This window comes from Pectinatus frisingensis (assembly GCF_014076555.1).
GTDB classification, from domain to species: domain Bacteria; phylum Bacillota; class Negativicutes; order Selenomonadales; family Selenomonadaceae; genus Pectinatus; species Pectinatus frisingensis.
Map to the genome: position 1 here is coordinate 2,699,951 of NZ_CP045424.1, position 16,569 is coordinate 2,716,519.

Annotated in this window: 16 protein-coding genes; 9 read left to right on the forward strand and 7 right to left on the reverse strand. The window is 39.0% G+C overall.

Going from position 1 to position 16,569, the window contains the following annotated elements:
• Positions 1 to 45: 45 nt before the first annotated feature.
• Complete coding sequence (locus F8M42_RS12700; RefSeq protein WP_182187107.1) at positions 46 to 1,317, reverse strand: NAD(P)/FAD-dependent oxidoreductase; 1,272 nt, start codon at positions 1,315 to 1,317, stop codon at positions 46 to 48.
• Positions 1,318 to 1,607: 290 nt separating this feature from the next.
• On the opposite strand from F8M42_RS12700, the gene F8M42_RS12705 reads away from it, so the two are divergent.
• The gene (locus F8M42_RS12705) at positions 1,608 to 2,444 is read left to right on the forward strand and encodes a methyl-accepting chemotaxis protein (RefSeq protein WP_182187109.1); all 837 of its coding nucleotides are present in this window, start codon (positions 1,608 to 1,610) and stop codon (positions 2,442 to 2,444) included.
• 99 nt (positions 2,445 to 2,543) lie between these two features.
• Here the strand turns inward: F8M42_RS12705 and rpoN are convergent, their stop codons facing one another.
• From rpoN to F8M42_RS12720, 3 genes are read right to left on the reverse strand one after another with little or no spacing between them, the layout of a single operon-like run.
• Positions 2,544 to 3,908, reverse strand: a complete 1,365-nt coding sequence (gene rpoN / locus F8M42_RS12710; RefSeq protein ID WP_182187111.1) for an RNA polymerase factor sigma-54 — start codon at positions 3,906 to 3,908, stop codon at positions 2,544 to 2,546.
• A gap of 16 nt (positions 3,909 to 3,924) precedes the next feature.
• On the reverse strand, positions 3,925 to 5,196 hold the full coding sequence (locus F8M42_RS12715) for a hexokinase family protein (protein ID WP_182187113.1): 1,272 nt from the start codon (positions 5,194 to 5,196) through the stop codon (positions 3,925 to 3,927).
• Between the two features lie 19 nt (positions 5,197 to 5,215).
• Positions 5,216 to 5,578: a VOC family protein gene (locus tag F8M42_RS12720; RefSeq protein WP_182187115.1), complete on the reverse strand. Its 363-nt coding sequence runs from the start codon at positions 5,576 to 5,578 to the stop codon at positions 5,216 to 5,218.
• A 237-nt stretch (positions 5,579 to 5,815) separates the two neighbouring features.
• On the opposite strand from F8M42_RS12720, the gene dhaM reads away from it, so the two are divergent.
• Positions 5,816 to 6,205: a dihydroxyacetone kinase phosphoryl donor subunit DhaM gene (gene dhaM, locus F8M42_RS12725; RefSeq protein ID WP_182187117.1), complete on the forward strand. Its 390-nt coding sequence runs from the start codon at positions 5,816 to 5,818 to the stop codon at positions 6,203 to 6,205.
• An 86-nt stretch (positions 6,206 to 6,291) separates the two neighbouring features.
• Here dhaM and F8M42_RS12730 read toward each other — a convergent pair whose 3' ends face one another.
• From F8M42_RS12730 to F8M42_RS12740, 3 genes are read right to left on the reverse strand one after another with little or no spacing between them, the layout of a single operon-like run.
• A complete protein-coding gene (locus F8M42_RS12730; RefSeq protein WP_182187119.1) occupies positions 6,292 to 6,972 on the reverse strand; it encodes a hypothetical protein in 681 nt (226 codons plus the stop codon).
• A 13-nt stretch (positions 6,973 to 6,985) separates the two neighbouring features.
• On the reverse strand, positions 6,986 to 7,195 hold the full coding sequence (locus tag F8M42_RS12735; RefSeq protein WP_182187121.1) for a heavy-metal-associated domain-containing protein: 210 nt from the start codon (positions 7,193 to 7,195) through the stop codon (positions 6,986 to 6,988).
• 24 nt (positions 7,196 to 7,219) lie between these two features.
• Positions 7,220 to 9,211 (reverse strand): heavy metal translocating P-type ATPase, encoded by a 1,992-nt coding sequence (locus tag F8M42_RS12740; RefSeq protein WP_182187123.1) that lies wholly within the window; start codon positions 9,209 to 9,211, stop codon positions 7,220 to 7,222.
• Between the two features lie 285 nt (positions 9,212 to 9,496).
• On the opposite strand from F8M42_RS12740, the gene ispE reads away from it, so the two are divergent.
• The 7 genes from ispE to F8M42_RS12775 all read left to right on the forward strand — a co-directional run bounded on the left by ispE (position 9,497) and on the right by F8M42_RS12775 (position 16,490).
• The gene (gene ispE / locus F8M42_RS12745; RefSeq protein ID WP_182187125.1) at positions 9,497 to 10,363 is read left to right on the forward strand and encodes a 4-(cytidine 5'-diphospho)-2-C-methyl-D-erythritol kinase; all 867 of its coding nucleotides are present in this window, start codon (positions 9,497 to 9,499) and stop codon (positions 10,361 to 10,363) included.
• Between the two features lie 13 nt (positions 10,364 to 10,376).
• On the forward strand, positions 10,377 to 11,096 hold the full coding sequence (locus F8M42_RS12750; RefSeq protein WP_182187127.1) for a GntR family transcriptional regulator: 720 nt from the start codon (positions 10,377 to 10,379) through the stop codon (positions 11,094 to 11,096).
• A 54-nt stretch (positions 11,097 to 11,150) separates the two neighbouring features.
• The gene (gene glmU / locus F8M42_RS12755) at positions 11,151 to 12,464 is read left to right on the forward strand and encodes a bifunctional UDP-N-acetylglucosamine diphosphorylase/glucosamine-1-phosphate N-acetyltransferase GlmU (protein WP_229711571.1); all 1,314 of its coding nucleotides are present in this window, start codon (positions 11,151 to 11,153) and stop codon (positions 12,462 to 12,464) included.
• 120 nt (positions 12,465 to 12,584) lie between these two features.
• Positions 12,585 to 13,559 (forward strand): ribose-phosphate diphosphokinase, encoded by a 975-nt coding sequence (locus F8M42_RS12760; RefSeq protein ID WP_182187131.1) that lies wholly within the window; start codon positions 12,585 to 12,587, stop codon positions 13,557 to 13,559.
• A gap of 111 nt (positions 13,560 to 13,670) precedes the next feature.
• Positions 13,671 to 14,495, forward strand: a complete 825-nt coding sequence (locus F8M42_RS12765; RefSeq protein WP_229711357.1) for an undecaprenyl-diphosphate phosphatase — start codon at positions 13,671 to 13,673, stop codon at positions 14,493 to 14,495.
• Positions 14,496 to 14,635: 140 nt separating this feature from the next.
• Positions 14,636 to 15,259: an aminoacyl-tRNA hydrolase gene (gene pth, locus F8M42_RS12770; protein WP_182187133.1), complete on the forward strand. Its 624-nt coding sequence runs from the start codon at positions 14,636 to 14,638 to the stop codon at positions 15,257 to 15,259.
• Entirely contained in the window at positions 15,252 to 16,490 is a 1,239-nt protein-coding gene (locus F8M42_RS12775) for a radical SAM protein (RefSeq protein WP_182187135.1), read from the forward strand. Before pth ends, F8M42_RS12775 begins: the two co-directional genes overlap by 8 nt.
• Positions 16,491 to 16,569 lie beyond the last annotated feature (79 nt).

The following is a 16,569-nucleotide window of genomic DNA, read 5'->3' on the forward strand; positions in this document are numbered from 1 at the left end:
AATGATTCGACGCCTTTTTATTATATCAAGTTTTTGTTCTAACTGTTACGTATTGGAATCGCGATTATCCGGAATATTGGTAATAATACGTCCCAATCTTATCCCTGACAGCCAGTTCCAAGCCCACTTCAAGGCAACTGTTATATTGGTATGGGCTCCCGCCAAACGTATCAAATGTACAGTCAGCCAGGCACTCCAGGCAAAAAAGCCCTTCATTTTCCAGCTGCCTTTACACATGACTGCCTGGCCCCGGCCGATTGTTGCCATGCTGCCAACATCATGATAAGTAAATTCCTGCAGTTTATTTTGTCCTTTAATAAGGCTTTTTACATTTGCCACACAAACAACAGCCCCTTGTGTTGCAACAGGTGCTATTGTCGCCAACGGATGTCCATCTTGTTCAAGATGAGCACAGTCACCGATAGCGAAAACTTCCGGATGCCCAGGAACCTGCAGTGTTTTTCCAACGATAATCCGACCAGCCCGATCAACTTCGGCACCAAATTTGGCAATCATTGGTACTGCTTTCACCCCTGCCGCCCAGATTACAGTGCGTGTAGCTATTTTGGTCCCGTCTTTTAATGTAAGACCATCTTCATCACAATCTACCACCTGAGTATTAAGACGTACGTCAACCCTCTTCTTTTTCAGAATTCGCACTGTTTCATCACGCAAATCAGGTGGCATCATCGGCAATACCTTATCAGTAGCTTCAATTAGAATTATAGACACTTCATTTAAATCAAGTCCATGATACTCATCTTTCATTGCTATATAGACTAACTCAGAAAGAGAACCAACTTCTTCAATTCCTGTAGGTCCACCGCCCACACAAACAAATGTAAGCATTTTTTTACGTACATCCGGATCTTTTTCACGTTCAGCCCGTTCAAACATATGCAACACATGATTGCGTATATGAATAGCTTCCCGCAGCGTTTTCATGCCATAAGTGGAATAAGCCAACTTATTCATGCCAAAATAATTAGTAGTAGACCCAGCGGCAAGAATAAGATAATCGTACTTAACATGCCCATAAGGTGTAATTACTTCCTTATTTTTCGCATCAAATCCCTGTACATGTGCCAACATGAACCGCACATTTTTGTTCTTACGGAAAAATGTTCTTATTGGATACGCAATTTCATCAATTGACAGCATTGATGTAGAGACTTGATACAACAACGGCTGAAATAATTGAAAATTATTGCGATCAATCAATGTGACATCCACATCTTCCCGAGCGAGCAATTTTGCTGCCTTGATTCCCCCGAATCCGGCACCTACAATCACTACATGAGGTCTTTTCCCCGACATATTTCCCACTCCCAGCGTAAAAAATCCACTTGGCATAATCTGTCAAGCAATGTTTTAGTACAATAAGTATGTACTTTTTATCACAAAGTTATTATAAACGATTGTGAATAAAATAACAATAGTATTAATGATAAAAATAAATTTTTTTTATTAAAAATTTATTTTATCATATGAATAATTAATTGTTTTATATTATGTTGACTTTTTATATTTAATAAACTACAATCAATTTAATGCAATTAATGCCAATATTCATACAAATTTATTAACATCTTAGAGGAGATCATATAATGAATTATCCGGAAAATATAAAAAGCGATACTGATATTTTCAATTCTTTCAGTTTTACTATTCCTTTGGTAAAACAACTTTTGCCAAATATATCGCTTATCGCAATATCCGATTTGACACAATATCTTGCTTGTGAAAAAGAAGCACCACTCAATAATGACATCCAAAAAGGCGGTGCCATTAACTCAGATGTCAAAGAATGTCTAAACAACAAAACCCGTATCAGTAAAACCAGTTCCGACGGCAGACAAAAAATTACCGTGATTCCCCTATACAATGCCAGTAATGAAATTATCGGCACATTAAGTGCCTTCTGCACCAGCGCCGCTGCCAATGACAATTTAATAAAAGCTGTAAAAGACGTAGTTTCTTCCACACAAACAGCTTACCAATCTATAGAACAAGTTGCCAACAGTGCCGGTGAATTAGCCAAATCAGGCCAAGGTTCCATAACGGAAGCAACCAACTTAAAACAAAAAAGCGGTGAAACAGCAAAAGTAATCGAATTCATTAATAATATTGCCCAGCAAACCAATCTTTTAGGACTGAATGCAGCTATTGAAGCAGCACGTGCCGGCGAACACGGCAGAGGATTTGCCGTTGTTGCGGAAGAAGTCCGGAAACTTGCTGATCAATCCAAAAATGCCACCGAACAAATCCATTCTATTCTTGAAGAAATGAATCATGGCGTAGCCGAAATTTTTAAATCCATAGAAGCTGTCGGTGCTATAAGTGAACAGCAAGCTGCATCCACCGAAGAAATAACAGCTACTTTGGCGCATATAACCAAAGCTGCAAAAAATTTAGAAACCGCCATGGAACAATCCGATAATTAATTACTAAAATTAATAATAATAAGTCCGGTACTGATACTTCTGCAGCAGAAGATCATCAGCACCGGACTTATTATTTTATCCAATATAATAAAGCAAACATTATATATATTGTTTTCTGGCCGTAGAAGACTGATAACCCAATTGTTCACGGTATTTCATAACTGTACGCCGTGAAATATCGATAGCCTGCTCCTGTAGTAAATCACAGATTTTCTGATCGCTTAATGGTTTTGCCGAATTTTCCCCTTCAATAAGGTTTTTTATAACAGTTTTTATCTTGGCAGCTATCATTTCTTCTCCGGTAGTCGTAGATACAGCATTAGCCGGAAAAAATTTACGAATGCTTATTATTCCATGTGATGTTTCCATATATTTATTGGCGATAGCCCTGCTGACCGTTGATTCATGGATTCCTAATATCTCGGCTATCGTTTTCATAGATAACGGCCGCAAATATTCATAACCATTATCAAAAAAATCTTTTTGCTGCAAAACTATTTGTGAAGCAACATTAAACAATGTTTGGCGGCGCTGTTCAATGCTGTTAATCAACCAAATAGCTGAATTAACACGCTGTTCTACATATTTTTTCGTCTGCGCATCCATATTATGCGTGTTGCGGTAAAGTTCACTTATTCGAAGACTGGGAACCGTATATTCATTGACCAGTACTACATATTTACCATCAATTTGACGCACTGTAACATCAGGGATAATATGCTCGATCTGTTCGTTTCCATAAGCTGCGCCCGGTTTTGGCGTCAGCTTCTTTATAATTGCCACTGCTTTTTGAACATCAGTAATATCTGCATTTTCGGCTTGAGCAATTATCTTTAATTGATTTTTAGCAAGCTGCAGCAAATATTTATCAATTATCACTGCCGTAAGTCCATTGTAAATAGCTAATCGCCGTGCCTGCAGTCTTAAACATTCCGATAAATTGCGTGCCCCTACTCCCGCCGGTTCAAAAGATTGTATTATCTGCAGTATTGCTTCAATTTCATCAACCGGATTTTGCGTTAAGGCAGCTATATCTTCAAGTGTAGCCGTAAGATAACCACAGTCATCGATACAGCCGACGATATAATCAGCAATATTACGCTTTTTTGTATCTGTAAATGTCCATCCAACTTGTTCATACAAATAATCAGCCAGATTTTTTTCTTCTGCCGGTATAGTAAAATCATACTCGTCATCTGCCGCTGTTGACGAATGATGTCCTTCTTTGCCATTATCCAGAAATTCAGCCAATTTTTTTATATCATCAACAGTAAGTTTCTGTCTTATGTCACTATCACTATCCGTCTTAAGCTCCGCAAATTCCAAAGTAGGGTTTTCATTGTATTCTTCTTCAATGGCAGCATGCAGATCTTGTGATGACATCTGCAATATTTTCACTGACTGCTGCATTCTTGGTGTCATGATCAATTTTTGCTTTATATTTAAAGCCAAATCCTGCTTCATCTTATGGTCCTCAATCTTATTTGTTCATAGCCGCAGCCACGGCAGCTCCTAAAACAGAACCGCCATTTTCTAAAACCAATCTTACATTGGCCGATTCGTCACCGAGAATTTCATTTAATGTTCTATACATATTATCAGTTACCAGCGGCATCTTCTCAAATACTGAACCATCAATAACGATGTTATGTGCCGGTATGTTTTCCGGGAAAATATGCCACAAAACACCGCAGAAACTAGCAGCAACAATATGTGCCGAACGACTTACAATAACGGCCGCCAATTTCTTGATATTCTCAGCTTCCTGCCGTGTTATTTCAACACCAATGCGTTCAATAATCAACTTCCGTATAACAGGCAATTCTGTTTCTTCATCATTTAAAATAGCCGATAAATCTATACTGCTAAAATGTATTTTACCCACAGCCGCAAATAAATCCTGCATACAATAAGTGAACAGTTCACCGATGTAACGTCCGGAAACCATTTTTTCCATGCGCTGCTGATCAGGTAGTTCCGAATCGGCATTAAGGCGATTATCATATTCATTTACCACCAATTTATTGAATCCGCCAATTTCCAAATTAATTATCATCGGTTTGCCGTCAGATCCCTGATACGTTTCAAAATAACATGTATTATGCCCCGTTGCATATATTGAACTAATATATGTATCAGAAGATTTATAAGCTGCTGCCAATAATACTGCAACTGTATCATTAATGACCGCAATTGGTTCCACATTGCCGAATCCCTGACGAATCAATGCTTCCTTTAGCAAATCATTAACCACATGGCCTTCCACCCCGCTTGTGGCAAATTCCTTGGTCCATGTTATAAGCCGGGCATTATATATATTAGTCTGACTGGATGGAAAAGAAAAAGTATGCCCAAGAAAATACTTTTTCTTTTTGTCCCCATCTATTACTTCTGCAATTATCCCAGCAATAAAATCAAAAAGATCCTCAGCCTTTGCCTGTGCCCCGATAAAATCATATACACCAGGTACTTTAAGCGGTTTAACTATTTTTTTGATAATACTATATTTGCCGTTTCCGTCCAGGCGAACCAAAACAACCCGCAGATTAGTACCGCCAAAATCCAGTGCTAAATATTCACCAGTCTCAGCTCCACTGGGAAGTCCAATATACGATTTAAGCATTTTCAAAGATGTCGGCTTATTTTTGAGTCCCTGCTCAATATCATAACGCACACAAGCCGCCGTTTGTTTAAGATCATCGATGGTAATATTAAACTCGCAAAGCATTTTTTTTAATTTTTTATCATCCATTGGAATTGTATCCCTTTCATCATTTTTTAGGAATTACTTCCAACCAGTATCCGTCAGGATCTGACACAAAATATATTCCCATTTTTTTATTTTCATAACAAATACAGTCCATTCTTTCATGAAGCTCATGTGCCGCAGTAAAATCGTCCACCGCAAACGCTAAATGAAATTCATTATCTCCTAGATTATATTTTTCCTTACGGGCTTTTAACCATGTCAGTTCCAATTCGTGGCTGGTCTGACCATCACCCAAATACAAAAGGACAAAATCTGCTGTTTCCTTACGCCGTACTTCCTTCAAACCAAATGCCTGTGCATAAAAAGCTGCTGATTTTTCTAAATCAAGTACGTTGAGATTATTATGGGCAAATCTGAATTTCATATGCATACTCCCCCTATATTAATTATGACATCCACTATTACATCATTATATCAAAAAATCACAAAATTGTTTAGATTCAATAATAATACCTTTTATGTATTATGCCTTATTAATAAAATATTCTCTGTCACCCCGGCTGTATGCTATAATAATAAAGTAACATTTTATTTTAAGAAAAAGCTGATTTAAGCTGTAAAAAGTTTTGATCTAATATATTGCTAGTGAGGATGGATATATATGGTAGGAATCGTAATAGTATCACATAGTGTAAAAGCTGCTGAAGGCATAAAAGATATAGCTGCTGAAGTAGGCAAACCCAATCAGCCAATTGTCGCCGTTGGTGGCTGCGAAGACGGTTCTTTGGGAATTGACCTGGATAAAGTTGAACTTGCTATTGAAGAAGCTGATAATGACGATGGGGTTATTCTCTTTGTTGACCTTGGCAGTGCCATAATTTGCGCCGATATGATCAGAGGCAATAGTCATTTCACGGAAAAGAATGTTCATATTGCTGATGCCCCGATCCTGGAAGGAGCAGTTATCGCCGCTATCGAAGCATCCCTGGGCAGCGATGTAAAAAAAATACTTGATGTAGCCGCAAAGGTCGTCCAAATTCATAAAATATAATAAAAATAACCATTGCCGTTCATTATATGCAATGGTTATTTTTACCCGTGCATCGCTGTCATATCAAACTTTTATACATTGACATGTCAAGACATTCTCTCAGCACTGATGCTGCCGGGCCGTAAATCAGCATTTAAGACGTCTTGCCATTCTCCAACTATCTGTCGTGGAATTACATAACGCACTTCACTAATTTGCGAACTTTTCTCTAATTCTTTTTTTACATAAACCTGCTTCCACTCGCCATTTTTATCTTTTTGATAACTTATATTGGTTCCATTCGTTATCACAGGAAAAACAATTTCAACTTTGTCAGCATCATAAAGTGGTATCAGCTCAACCGGTTTAATTTTAAATGAAATAAAATATTGGTCGTTATAACTAATTTTTTTAAGCATCAGTTTTTTTACCAGTCCCGCTTTAGTGTATTCGATACGCGGCGGCAGTTTAGAATCTAACAATAAGTCTATCGTCTTTGAATTAGACATTACATCTAATTCCTGATGGGCTCGAAAGTTGGTCTTATTCCGATTATAAAAACGCGTTGATTTTACATAAATCGAAAAAATATTTTCTTTGGCAGCTTGCTTCTTACTATTTGAAACATCTACCGGCTTTTTTTCAGAAACTAATGCCGGTTGACTGTATGTAAATGCACTTTCTTTTGCTATTACTGTGCCGTTTTCTGTTTGGCGTATTTCTGCATTAACTGACTGTGGAAGTATTATCAGGAAAGAAAACATCACAGCTAAAAATATTTTTTTCATTTTGGCTCCCTTTTTAATTTTGTTCTATTTTAATCACGTTGTATCCTTCATCACTGATAGCTGCCCGTAATGTTTCTTTGTCAGTGCTGCAGTCCACAACAACATATTTTTCAGCAAAGTTCATCTCTTTTATTTCATGCATTCCCTCTAAATCCCCCAGTGCCGCTTTCACCCGTGGAAGACAACGCTCATTGGTCATACCTTCAATATAAATTTTCAACATAACAGATCCCTCCTAAAATGAATTTTAATTCTGTTTAGGCCGCGTCATACAACTATTGCGCCCCATGATTATAACAGCTATGACCCACCCTGCTGCCAAAAAAGTAACAAAACCAAACAGTCCGTCATAATAAAAAAGGCCTGTTGCTGCTATGACAGCTAGAATATTATATAAAACAGCTATAGCTATATTTTGTTTCATTTGTTTTGACAACTGGCGGAAAAATTGAAACATTGCAGCGACTTGCCGAAGATCAGCAGCAGGAACAATGATATCGACAGGTTCATCTATACTAATACTGCCTCCAAGCATTATTCCAATATCAGCAGTTTTTAACAAGGCTGCATCACTTTCAGTATTGCCGACAGCCGCAATCGTAAGACCATGTACGTGCAGCAATGCTGTTTCTCTGGCTTTATCATTGGCAGTCAATCCTGCCCGGTATTGATTTATTGCCAATTCATCAGTGATTGCCCGCAGTGTATTTTTATCACTGCCACTAAAAACTACCACATTTATTGCCATCTTCCGTAAACTGCTGAGTGCCGTGCGGACTTTGTATTCTATTGGATCCGTCAGCATAATCAAACCATGGCAGTACCGGCCTAAGGCGATGTATATTACCGTGTTGCCGGCCTTAGCTGATTGAAAAGCTTTCATTCGCATTTGATCACTTATGTCAATATTTTCTTTTTCCAGCCAGGCGGCCGTACCTACACGAACTATTTCACCATTGATTAATGCTTCTACTCCACTTCCCGGAACTTCCTGCATTGAGGAAATTCTCCTTATATGTGCTCTATTCCGTACAGCAGCAGTAACTATCGCCTTCGCTATCAAATGATCACAATTTTTTTCGGCACTTGCTGCCAGGGAAAGCAACATCTGAGGCATAACACCTTCTGCTATTATATCTGCGACCACTGGTTTGCCCTTAGTAATTATTCCTGTTTTCCCCAATATGAGTGTATCAATATGCTTTACATATTTGGTACTGTCAGCATTCTTCACAAAAATCCCTGATTCACTGCATTTTTTTAATGCCGCAACAACTGCATTACGCCTCATCATCATGATTATCTGCGGATATCCGACCACCAATACAATTGCACCGGCCAATATAATCATCATTACCGGCTTATGTAGATAAATACCAATTCCAGTACTGACTAATGCGGTAAAAAAAGTGAAGACTGTCATATATTTGGTAATTGTGTCAATAATTTTTTCCATAAATATTTCATCAGACTGCGCTTCCCGAACCGCTTTCAGTAATCGGTAATAAAGCGACGCACCGCTTGTGCAGGCGGCTCTGTACTGAAAAGTCCCTGATTTATTAAAAGTGTGAGCATAAACCTTATCGTCAGTGATCTTATGAACGGGTGTTTTTATACCGGTAAACAACCCCTCATCGACATCACCCTTACCCCAAAACACAATACCATCAGCCGGAATTCTTTGCCCCGGCTTAATACTTATGATATCATCCGGTTTTATTGCGGTTATCAAAAGTTGTTTTTCCCTATTATCTTCAAGATCCAATACAGAAGCATACTCAACCTGATCAGGCTCAAAATCACTTTGCTTTATCAGCATTTTACCATTAAAATATCGTTCGATAGACTTTTCTGCTGTCAGTAATGTCAAAACAGTCCCAATCACCTCAAAATACGCGCCGCCTATATCAGATGAATATCCCATCAGTACCAAAATAAAATTATATATTCCCAGTCCGGTAAAAAGTAGTGTTCCCAATGCTACAAGAAGTTCCGCCGAAATCTTCCCCTTGAAAACTCCGCTTGCAAAAATATAATACTGATAGTTAATGAATACAATTGGCAAAAATAACAATAACCGCAATGATACAAGCGTGCTTGGAACGGCACCTGCAATAAATTCCGGCAAGGGCAGAATAAATATCGGTGCAAAAAAAATATAGAGGAGAAGTATATCAAATAATATTGATGTACTTGTCACTATTGCTAAATGCTTAAAATCGTAAAATTGATACGTCATAGAAAATCCTCCATAACAATAAATCATTTATCATTTATTGCCATAGTCAAAATAAATTACTGGAAAATGCACTATTTCATTTAATAATTTTAATATATTGCAAAAACCGCCCCAATGCGCAATATAAGTCAGACTATAAATACAATATATTACTAAATTAATTTATTTTAGCTTAATTATGCGATTTCTTACCAATCTTGTCAAGAAGAAACACCCAAAGTATTGCCGTTTGCCTAAAAAGTTGCTACAATCTTATTATATTTATCAGGGAAATGAGTTGACAAATTGGTTACAATTACAGCTAACGGCAAAATCAATCTTACCTTGGATATTCTCGGCAAAAGGCCCGATGGTTATCATGAGGTTGAAATGATAATGCAGGCGATAAACCTTAGTGATATAGTCACGCTTGAAAAAATTGCTATTTGCGATATAATACTTGATTGTGCTATAGACGGAATTGAAAACAAAAAAGACAACCTTATATATAAGGCAGCAAAATTATTTTTGCAAACTTATAAAATAACTACCGGTGTAAAAATATCACTGCAAAAAAACATTCCTATAGCTGCCGGATTAGCAGGAGGCAGCGCTGATGCAGCAGCTACACTACATGGTCTCAACCGTTTATTTATGCTCAATCGTCCTGATGAAGAATTATGTGAGCTTGGCACCCGGCTCGGCTCGGATATTCCCTTTTGTATCATGGGTGGCACAATGCTGGCTAAGGGACGCGGTGAAAAAATCATTCCGGTGCAATCCCTGCCGGAATGTGCACTCGTTATTCTCAAACCCCAAATGGGTATTTCTACTGCATGGGTTTATAACAATTATCATGCCGCTGCTGTAGTACATCATCCCAATACCCGGGCAATGCTGCATGAACTCACTAAAAAAAATCTCAACGGCATTTGTAAATTATTAGAAAACGTATTGGAATCGGTTACCATTAAAAGATATCCCCAGCTGGCCGTTTACAAAGAAAAGCTCTGTAGTTACGGTGCCAAAGCCGCTTTAATGTCTGGCAGCGGTCCCAGTATTTTTGCTATCTGTGAAAATTACCAATCAGCACAACAAATAGTATCGCAAATGCGTGCTGATTATTCCGATATAGATGTATACGCGGCAAAACCCGCAAATACCACCAGGTAAGGGGACGATGAATATGTTGAATGATAAAAAACTGATGCCAATAAAATTAGACAGTTACCAACCACTGCGCGAAGTTGTCTTTGAGACACTCAGGAATGCCATACGATCCAGCATATTAAAACCGGGCCAGCGCCTGATGGAAATACATCTGGCAGAAAAACTGGGTGTAAGCCGCACGCCCGTACGTGAAGCTATCCGGAAACTGGAACTGGAAGGATATGTAATAATGATGCCGCGCCGCGGTACGTATGTCGCTAATTTGTCAATTCGTGATGTCAACGAAGTATTTGAAATACGCACTGCTTTGGACTCCCTTGCCAGTGGTTTGGCAGCGGAACGAATATCTGATGACGAACTGGAAGAATTACAGCGTCTGCTGGTTCAAATTGGCGAACATATTGAAGAAAATAATATGGATAAAATTGTCGAAACTGATACTAAATTTCATGATTTACTATACAAGGCAAGCCGCAATAATCGTTTAGTGGGAATTATTTCCAATCTGCGGGAACAACTCACACGCTTTCGCACCAAATCAATGTCATACCCCGGACGGTTACGAGAAACACTTGAAGAGCATCGTCGTATCGTTGACACTATCGCGCAGGGTAATGTGCTTGACGCTCAAAAAGCAGCTGAAAAACACATGGAAAAATCAGAACAGACACTTCTAAAAAGTATGAAGGACATCCAACAAAACGGAGAATACGATAAAAAGGAAAGTGAACATTAATTGAATACAAAAGGATTTTCTACCATAATATTAGCCGCTGGTAAGGGTACCCGCATGAAGTCTTCTCTGCCCAAAGTGCTGCATCGTATTGGTGGTAAATCAATGTTGCAGCATGTTATTGACGCTGCCGAAGATGCCGGTGCCACCCAAAACATCGTGGTCGTCGGTTTCGGCCGCGATAAAGTTGAAACGGCTATCGGCAACACCGCCCGGATAGTTGTCCAACAAGAACAGCTGGGTACAGGACATGCCGTATTACAGGCGGAACCACTTATTACCAAGAATGATACCGTCATGATATTATGCGGTGATACTCCGCTTCTGACCACAAAAATACTTAAAAATTTTTATGAGTCACATATAAACACTGGCGCTCAGGCTTCAGTGTTGACTGCTGTCATGCCCGATCCCGCCGGCTATGGACGAATAATCAGAAATTTTAACGGCGAATTCAAAAAAATTGTTGAACATAAAGATGCCAGTATTTCAGAAAAAGCCATAACTGAAGTCAACACCGGCATTTATTGTTTTAATGCAGCGTCACTTTTCCCGGCTTTACACCAAGTTGGACATGATAATGCTCAGGGCGAATATTATTTGCCCGATGTATTGGAAATACTTCAGAAAGAAAATGAAAAAATAAATGCCATAGCTGCCGATAATTATGAATCTACCCTGGGGATAAATTCCCGTGAACAGCTGGCACACGCGGAAAAAATACTTCATCACCGCAAAAATCACCAACTAATGAACAGCGGTGTTACCATAATGGATCCTGATACGACTTATATCGACAGTACTGTAGTAATAGGACAAGATACTGTCATTTATCCATCAACATGGCTGCAGGGAAATTGTATAATCGGGGCCAATTGCGAAATAGGTCCATGCAGCCGTTTTTCCGATACAGTTATCAAGGACGGTGCAATAATTTCCTTTACCTATGCCCATGATTGTGAAATTGGGGCCAATGCCACAGTTGGTCCATACGTGCATTTACGTCCTCATACCAAAATAGCTGCTAATGTTCATATTGGAAACTTCGTTGAAGTAAAAAATTCTAATGTTGGTACCGGTACAAAATTACCTCATTTAAGTTATATTGGTGACAGCGACATCGGTTCAGGTGTCAATATGGGCTGCGGTTGTATAACCGTAAATTATGATGGAAAAAACAAACACCGCACGACTATAGAAGATAATGCTTTTATTGGCTGTAATTCCAATATGGTAGCACCGGTAAAAATTGGCAAGAATTCCTATGTAGGAGCCGGTTCAACGATAACCAAAGATGTCCCGGATGGTTCTCTTGCTGTCGGGCGGGCCAGACAGACCAATATCGAAAAATGGCATGATAAACGCAATTAATCTTTGATATGTCCTATCATTTTACTGGCAGTTTATGATAGAATCAGTTTATAAAGAACAATATCTTGTTCTTTTATAATAAAAATTTATTATTGCATATAAATTGCAGGAGGAAAATTGATGATTTTGAACACAGACAAATTATGTATTATTACCGGTAATGCCAATCCGCAGCTGGCACAAGAGGTAGTAGATTATATTGGTGTAGAATTATGCCATACGTTTGTGGGACACTTTAACAATGGGGAAACCCAGGTAATGATCAGCGAAAGTATTCGCGGCAAGGATGTATTTATTATCCAACCGACCAGTCAGCCGGTAAATGATAACCTGATGGAACTCTTAATAATGGTCGATGCTTGTAAACGTGCTTCAGCACGTAATATCACTGCAGTCGTTCCATATTATGCTTATGCCCGCCAAGACAGAAAGACACGCGGCCGCGAACCTATCTCTGCTAAATTAGTAGCTGACTTAATGACTACCGCCGGTGTGAACAGGATGGTCACAGTAGACTTGCACGCTGGACAGATACAAGGTTTTTTTGATATTCCTGTCGATCATTTGGCAGCTGCCCCGATTTTGGCAGAATATATCCGCACAAAAAATTTATCAGATATTGTCGTTGTCTCACCTGATTTAGGCGGTGTTACCCGGGCACGCAATCTCGCCGACAGGCTTAACTCTCCCATCGCTATTATCGAAAAAAGACGCCCTATGCCTGGTAAGGCTGAAGTCATGAGTCTAATCGGTGATGTAAAAGGTAAAAACGCTATAATAATTGATGACATTGTCGATACTGCCGGTTCATTATGTGAAGGAGCCAAGGCATTAAAAGAACGTGGTGTAGAACAAATTTTTGCCTGCTGCACGCATGGTATTCTGAGTGATCCCGCCGTTCAGCGTATCGATGATTCACCGATCGACCAATTGATTATTACCAACACTATTCCACTGCCTAAGGACAAACATTCCAGCAAAATAGTTTCTCTATCGATAGCACCGGCAATCGGCGAAGCTATTGCCCGTATCTACACTCAAACTTCTGTAAGCAAATTATTTGACATGGCTGACGCTGTTCAAACAAAAGTCTGATTCTCATTTATATGCATTTATCCTGCGGTCTTTCCCTCCCGGGGAAGACCTTTTTCATAAATATACAATAATCTGCAATCCACAAATTACAGATTACAGGAGGTATAATATTTGGATTTCATTACCATTGTGCAAGCTGCTGTCTTAGGTATCGTTGAGGGGCTTACCGAATGGCTGCCGGTAAGCAGTACCGGCCATATGATTTTAGTCAATGAATTTATTAAAATGTCTGTCGACAAAAAATTTATGGATATGTTTTTGGTAGTCATTCAATTAGGTGCTATTTTATCAGTTGTAGCACTTAATTTTACAAAACTCAATCCATTTGCCGCCGGTAAAACCATTCTGGAAAAACGTCAAACAGTTTCCCTCTGGCTGAAAGTTATTTTTGCCTGCATACCTGCGGCCGTTATCGGATTATTAATCAATAACTATATGGAGCAGCATTTTATGAATGCCCATGTAGTAGCGTTTACATTGATTTTATATGGAATTTTATTTATCATCGTAGAAAATTATAATAAAAACCGCTATCCCCGCGTAACATCTTTAGAAAATCTGGACTATAAGACCGCCTTTATCATTGGTATTTTTCAGGTTTTAGCATTAGTACCCGGTACATCCCGCTCCGGGGCAACTATTCTCGGCGGCATTATTTTTGGAGCATCGCGTTATGTAGCAACAGAATTCACTTTTTTTCTCGCCATACCAGTCATGTTTGGTGCCAGTTTACTAAAAATCATCAAATTCGGTTTTAATTACTCCACACAGGAAATAATCATATTGCTCGTCGGCATGATTGTGGCTTTTATCGTTTCTATTATATCAATCAAATTTTTACTTCGATACATCAAGAATAATAATTTTAAAATATTCGGCTGGTATCGGATAGTACTTGGCATTCTTGTTTTTGCATATTTTGTGTCAATCGGTTAAAATATAATTGAGTAAGATAAAAGTTTTCATTGTATAATGAAAACTTTTATTTTTTTATTTGCCTGCTTTATAAAAATTACATATGACAAATAATACTGTTTCATCAATAGACACTATCAGATTTTTGGAGGAAAACATTAATGAAAATAATTACGGGTCTTGGAAACCCCGGTCAGGAATATAATAATACGAAACACAATGCAGGATTTATGTTCATTGATGCCTTGGCTAAGACTCTTAATGTTGACAGCTGGCAGGAAAAATTCAATGCTATTGTGGCGCAAACTATAATTGGTGGGAATAAAGTCTTATTGCTCAAACCAATGACATTCATGAATTTAAGCGGCAATGCCGTGGGTCCCGCATTAAAGTGGTATAAAATCGCACCGCAGGACCTTATCGTCGTACATGATGATATGGATCTGCCTGCCGGAATGATCAGAATACGCACCAAGGGTAGTTCTGGTGGTCATAATGGCATAAAATCCATTATTACCTGCATCGGCAGCAATGAATTTACCCATGTGCGAATTGGTATAGGACGGCCGCTGCCTAACTGGCGGGTAAACGACCATGTTTTATCAAAATTTTCTCCAGCTGATAAAACGGCCGTTGATACAGCTATTAAACAATTAATCCCGGCTGTCAAATGCATAATCACTCAATCTGTAGATATCGCCATGAATAAATACAACCCCCGCAAGGATAAACATCATAAAAATGCTCCTGTAAAACCAGCAAACGAGGCCATTTACAATGGATAATGAAAAAATAACATTACTTTACGCCGATGAAAATGGAGAAATATTTGATGCCCCGGGTATAGCTGCCATGGGCAGAAGCGGTAGCAAAAATATATTGCTTAAAAAACATGACCTGATACCTTTACCGGAAAGTGCCGATCTTATGTATCTGCCAGACCGTATGCCGTTAGGACAGTCAGGTGACGAAACAATGCCCATATCCGGTCAGGCTGTAGCAGCATTACTTCCGGTTGGATATACCAGACTTTACCTGCCGGCCTTTCGTAAAGAACATGATGCCCAGCCACTGCCTCTCTATGGTTATACCGCTGTTGCTTTATATAAAAATAACATATATGCAGCGGCCGTATACACTGACAAAAATGATAAATGGGATCCTGTCCGCTATAACACTGCCGACCTTCCCGAGCTGATCAACAAAGTAAAACAATCTTTACCGCACAATCGTCTGGTAGATCACTTAGCAGACTGCTCCTTGCAATGGCACTGCTGCACGGCGCAAAATTTATTTTATCATCGCTGGGAAGCAGGTATTCCGGTATCACCGATATGCAATGCTGCCTGTCTGGGCTGCATATCATTGCAGGCAGCTGAATGCTGTCCATCACCACAAAGCAGAATAAAATTTTATCCTACACCCGACGAAATATCCCAAATTGGTATATATCATCTATCGACTGCCCCTGATGCCATCATAAGTTTCGGTCAAGGCTGCGAAGGTGAACCTTCATTGGCGGTCGATACGATTGTACCGGCAATGCGTATCATCAGAAACAAAACATTTAACGGACAGATAAACATAAATTCCAATGCCGGATTCACCGATGGAATAGCCCGCTTGACCGATGCCGGTTTAAACAGTATGCGTGTCAGTATTATCAGTGCCGTACCAAGTAACTATCAGGCATATTACCGCTCTAATTACCATTTAAAAGATGTCATGGCTTCAATTAATTATGCTAGGAAAAAAGGAGTTTATGTATCATTAAATATGCTTTACTTTCCTGGTTTTAACGACAGTAAAAACGAGGCAGCCGCCTGGCGTGCTTTTTTGCGCCAGTGCCCTGTTGATATGATACAGGTACGCAATTTAAATATCGATCCTGACAGCTTCACCGCTGCCATGCCCGATTTTGAACCGGCACTGGGCACAAAGATGTTTTTCGGCGGCTTAAAAGGTGAATTTTCTTCAATACAAATCGGCAGTTTCAGCCATTATAGAATTCAATAGTTTTCATTTCATACCTATATCTTTAATAAACAAATTATGATAAAATTACAATAGTTTTATAATAATAATTATTATGAGG

What these genes read in the sequence shown, in the direction of transcription:
- F8M42_RS12775 (WP_182187135.1), top strand. Translation starts at nt 15,252, where the DNA reads ATGGATAATGAAAAAATAACATTACTTTACGCCGATGAAAATGGAGAA.
- F8M42_RS12750 (WP_182187127.1), top strand. Translation starts at nt 10,377, where the DNA reads ATGTTGAATGATAAAAAACTGATGCCAATAAAATTAGACAGTTACCAA.
- F8M42_RS12760 (WP_182187131.1), top strand. Translation starts at nt 12,585, where the DNA reads ATGATTTTGAACACAGACAAATTATGTATTATTACCGGTAATGCCAAT.
- F8M42_RS12740 (WP_182187123.1), bottom strand. Translation starts at nt 9,211, where the DNA reads ATGACGTATCAATTTTACGATTTTAAGCATTTAGCAATAGTGACAAGT.
- F8M42_RS12730 (WP_182187119.1), bottom strand. Translation starts at nt 6,972, where the DNA reads ATGAAAAAAATATTTTTAGCTGTGATGTTTTCTTTCCTGATAATACTT.
- F8M42_RS12715 (WP_182187113.1), bottom strand. Translation starts at nt 5,196, where the DNA reads ATGGATGATAAAAAATTAAAAAAAATGCTTTGCGAGTTTAATATTACC.
- F8M42_RS12720 (WP_182187115.1), bottom strand. Translation starts at nt 5,578, where the DNA reads ATGAAATTCAGATTTGCCCATAATAATCTCAACGTACTTGATTTAGAA.
- glmU (WP_229711571.1), top strand. Translation starts at nt 11,151, where the DNA reads ATGAAGTCTTCTCTGCCCAAAGTGCTGCATCGTATTGGTGGTAAATCA.
- rpoN (WP_182187111.1), bottom strand. Translation starts at nt 3,908, where the DNA reads ATGAAGCAGGATTTGGCTTTAAATATAAAGCAAAAATTGATCATGACA.
- pth (WP_182187133.1), top strand. Translation starts at nt 14,636, where the DNA reads ATGAAAATAATTACGGGTCTTGGAAACCCCGGTCAGGAATATAATAAT.
- F8M42_RS12705 (WP_182187109.1), top strand. Translation starts at nt 1,608, where the DNA reads ATGAATTATCCGGAAAATATAAAAAGCGATACTGATATTTTCAATTCT.
- dhaM (WP_182187117.1), top strand. Translation starts at nt 5,816, where the DNA reads ATGGTAGGAATCGTAATAGTATCACATAGTGTAAAAGCTGCTGAAGGC.
- F8M42_RS12700 (WP_182187107.1), bottom strand. Translation starts at nt 1,317, where the DNA reads ATGTCGGGGAAAAGACCTCATGTAGTGATTGTAGGTGCCGGATTCGGG.
- F8M42_RS12735 (WP_182187121.1), bottom strand. Translation starts at nt 7,195, where the DNA reads ATGTTGAAAATTTATATTGAAGGTATGACCAATGAGCGTTGTCTTCCA.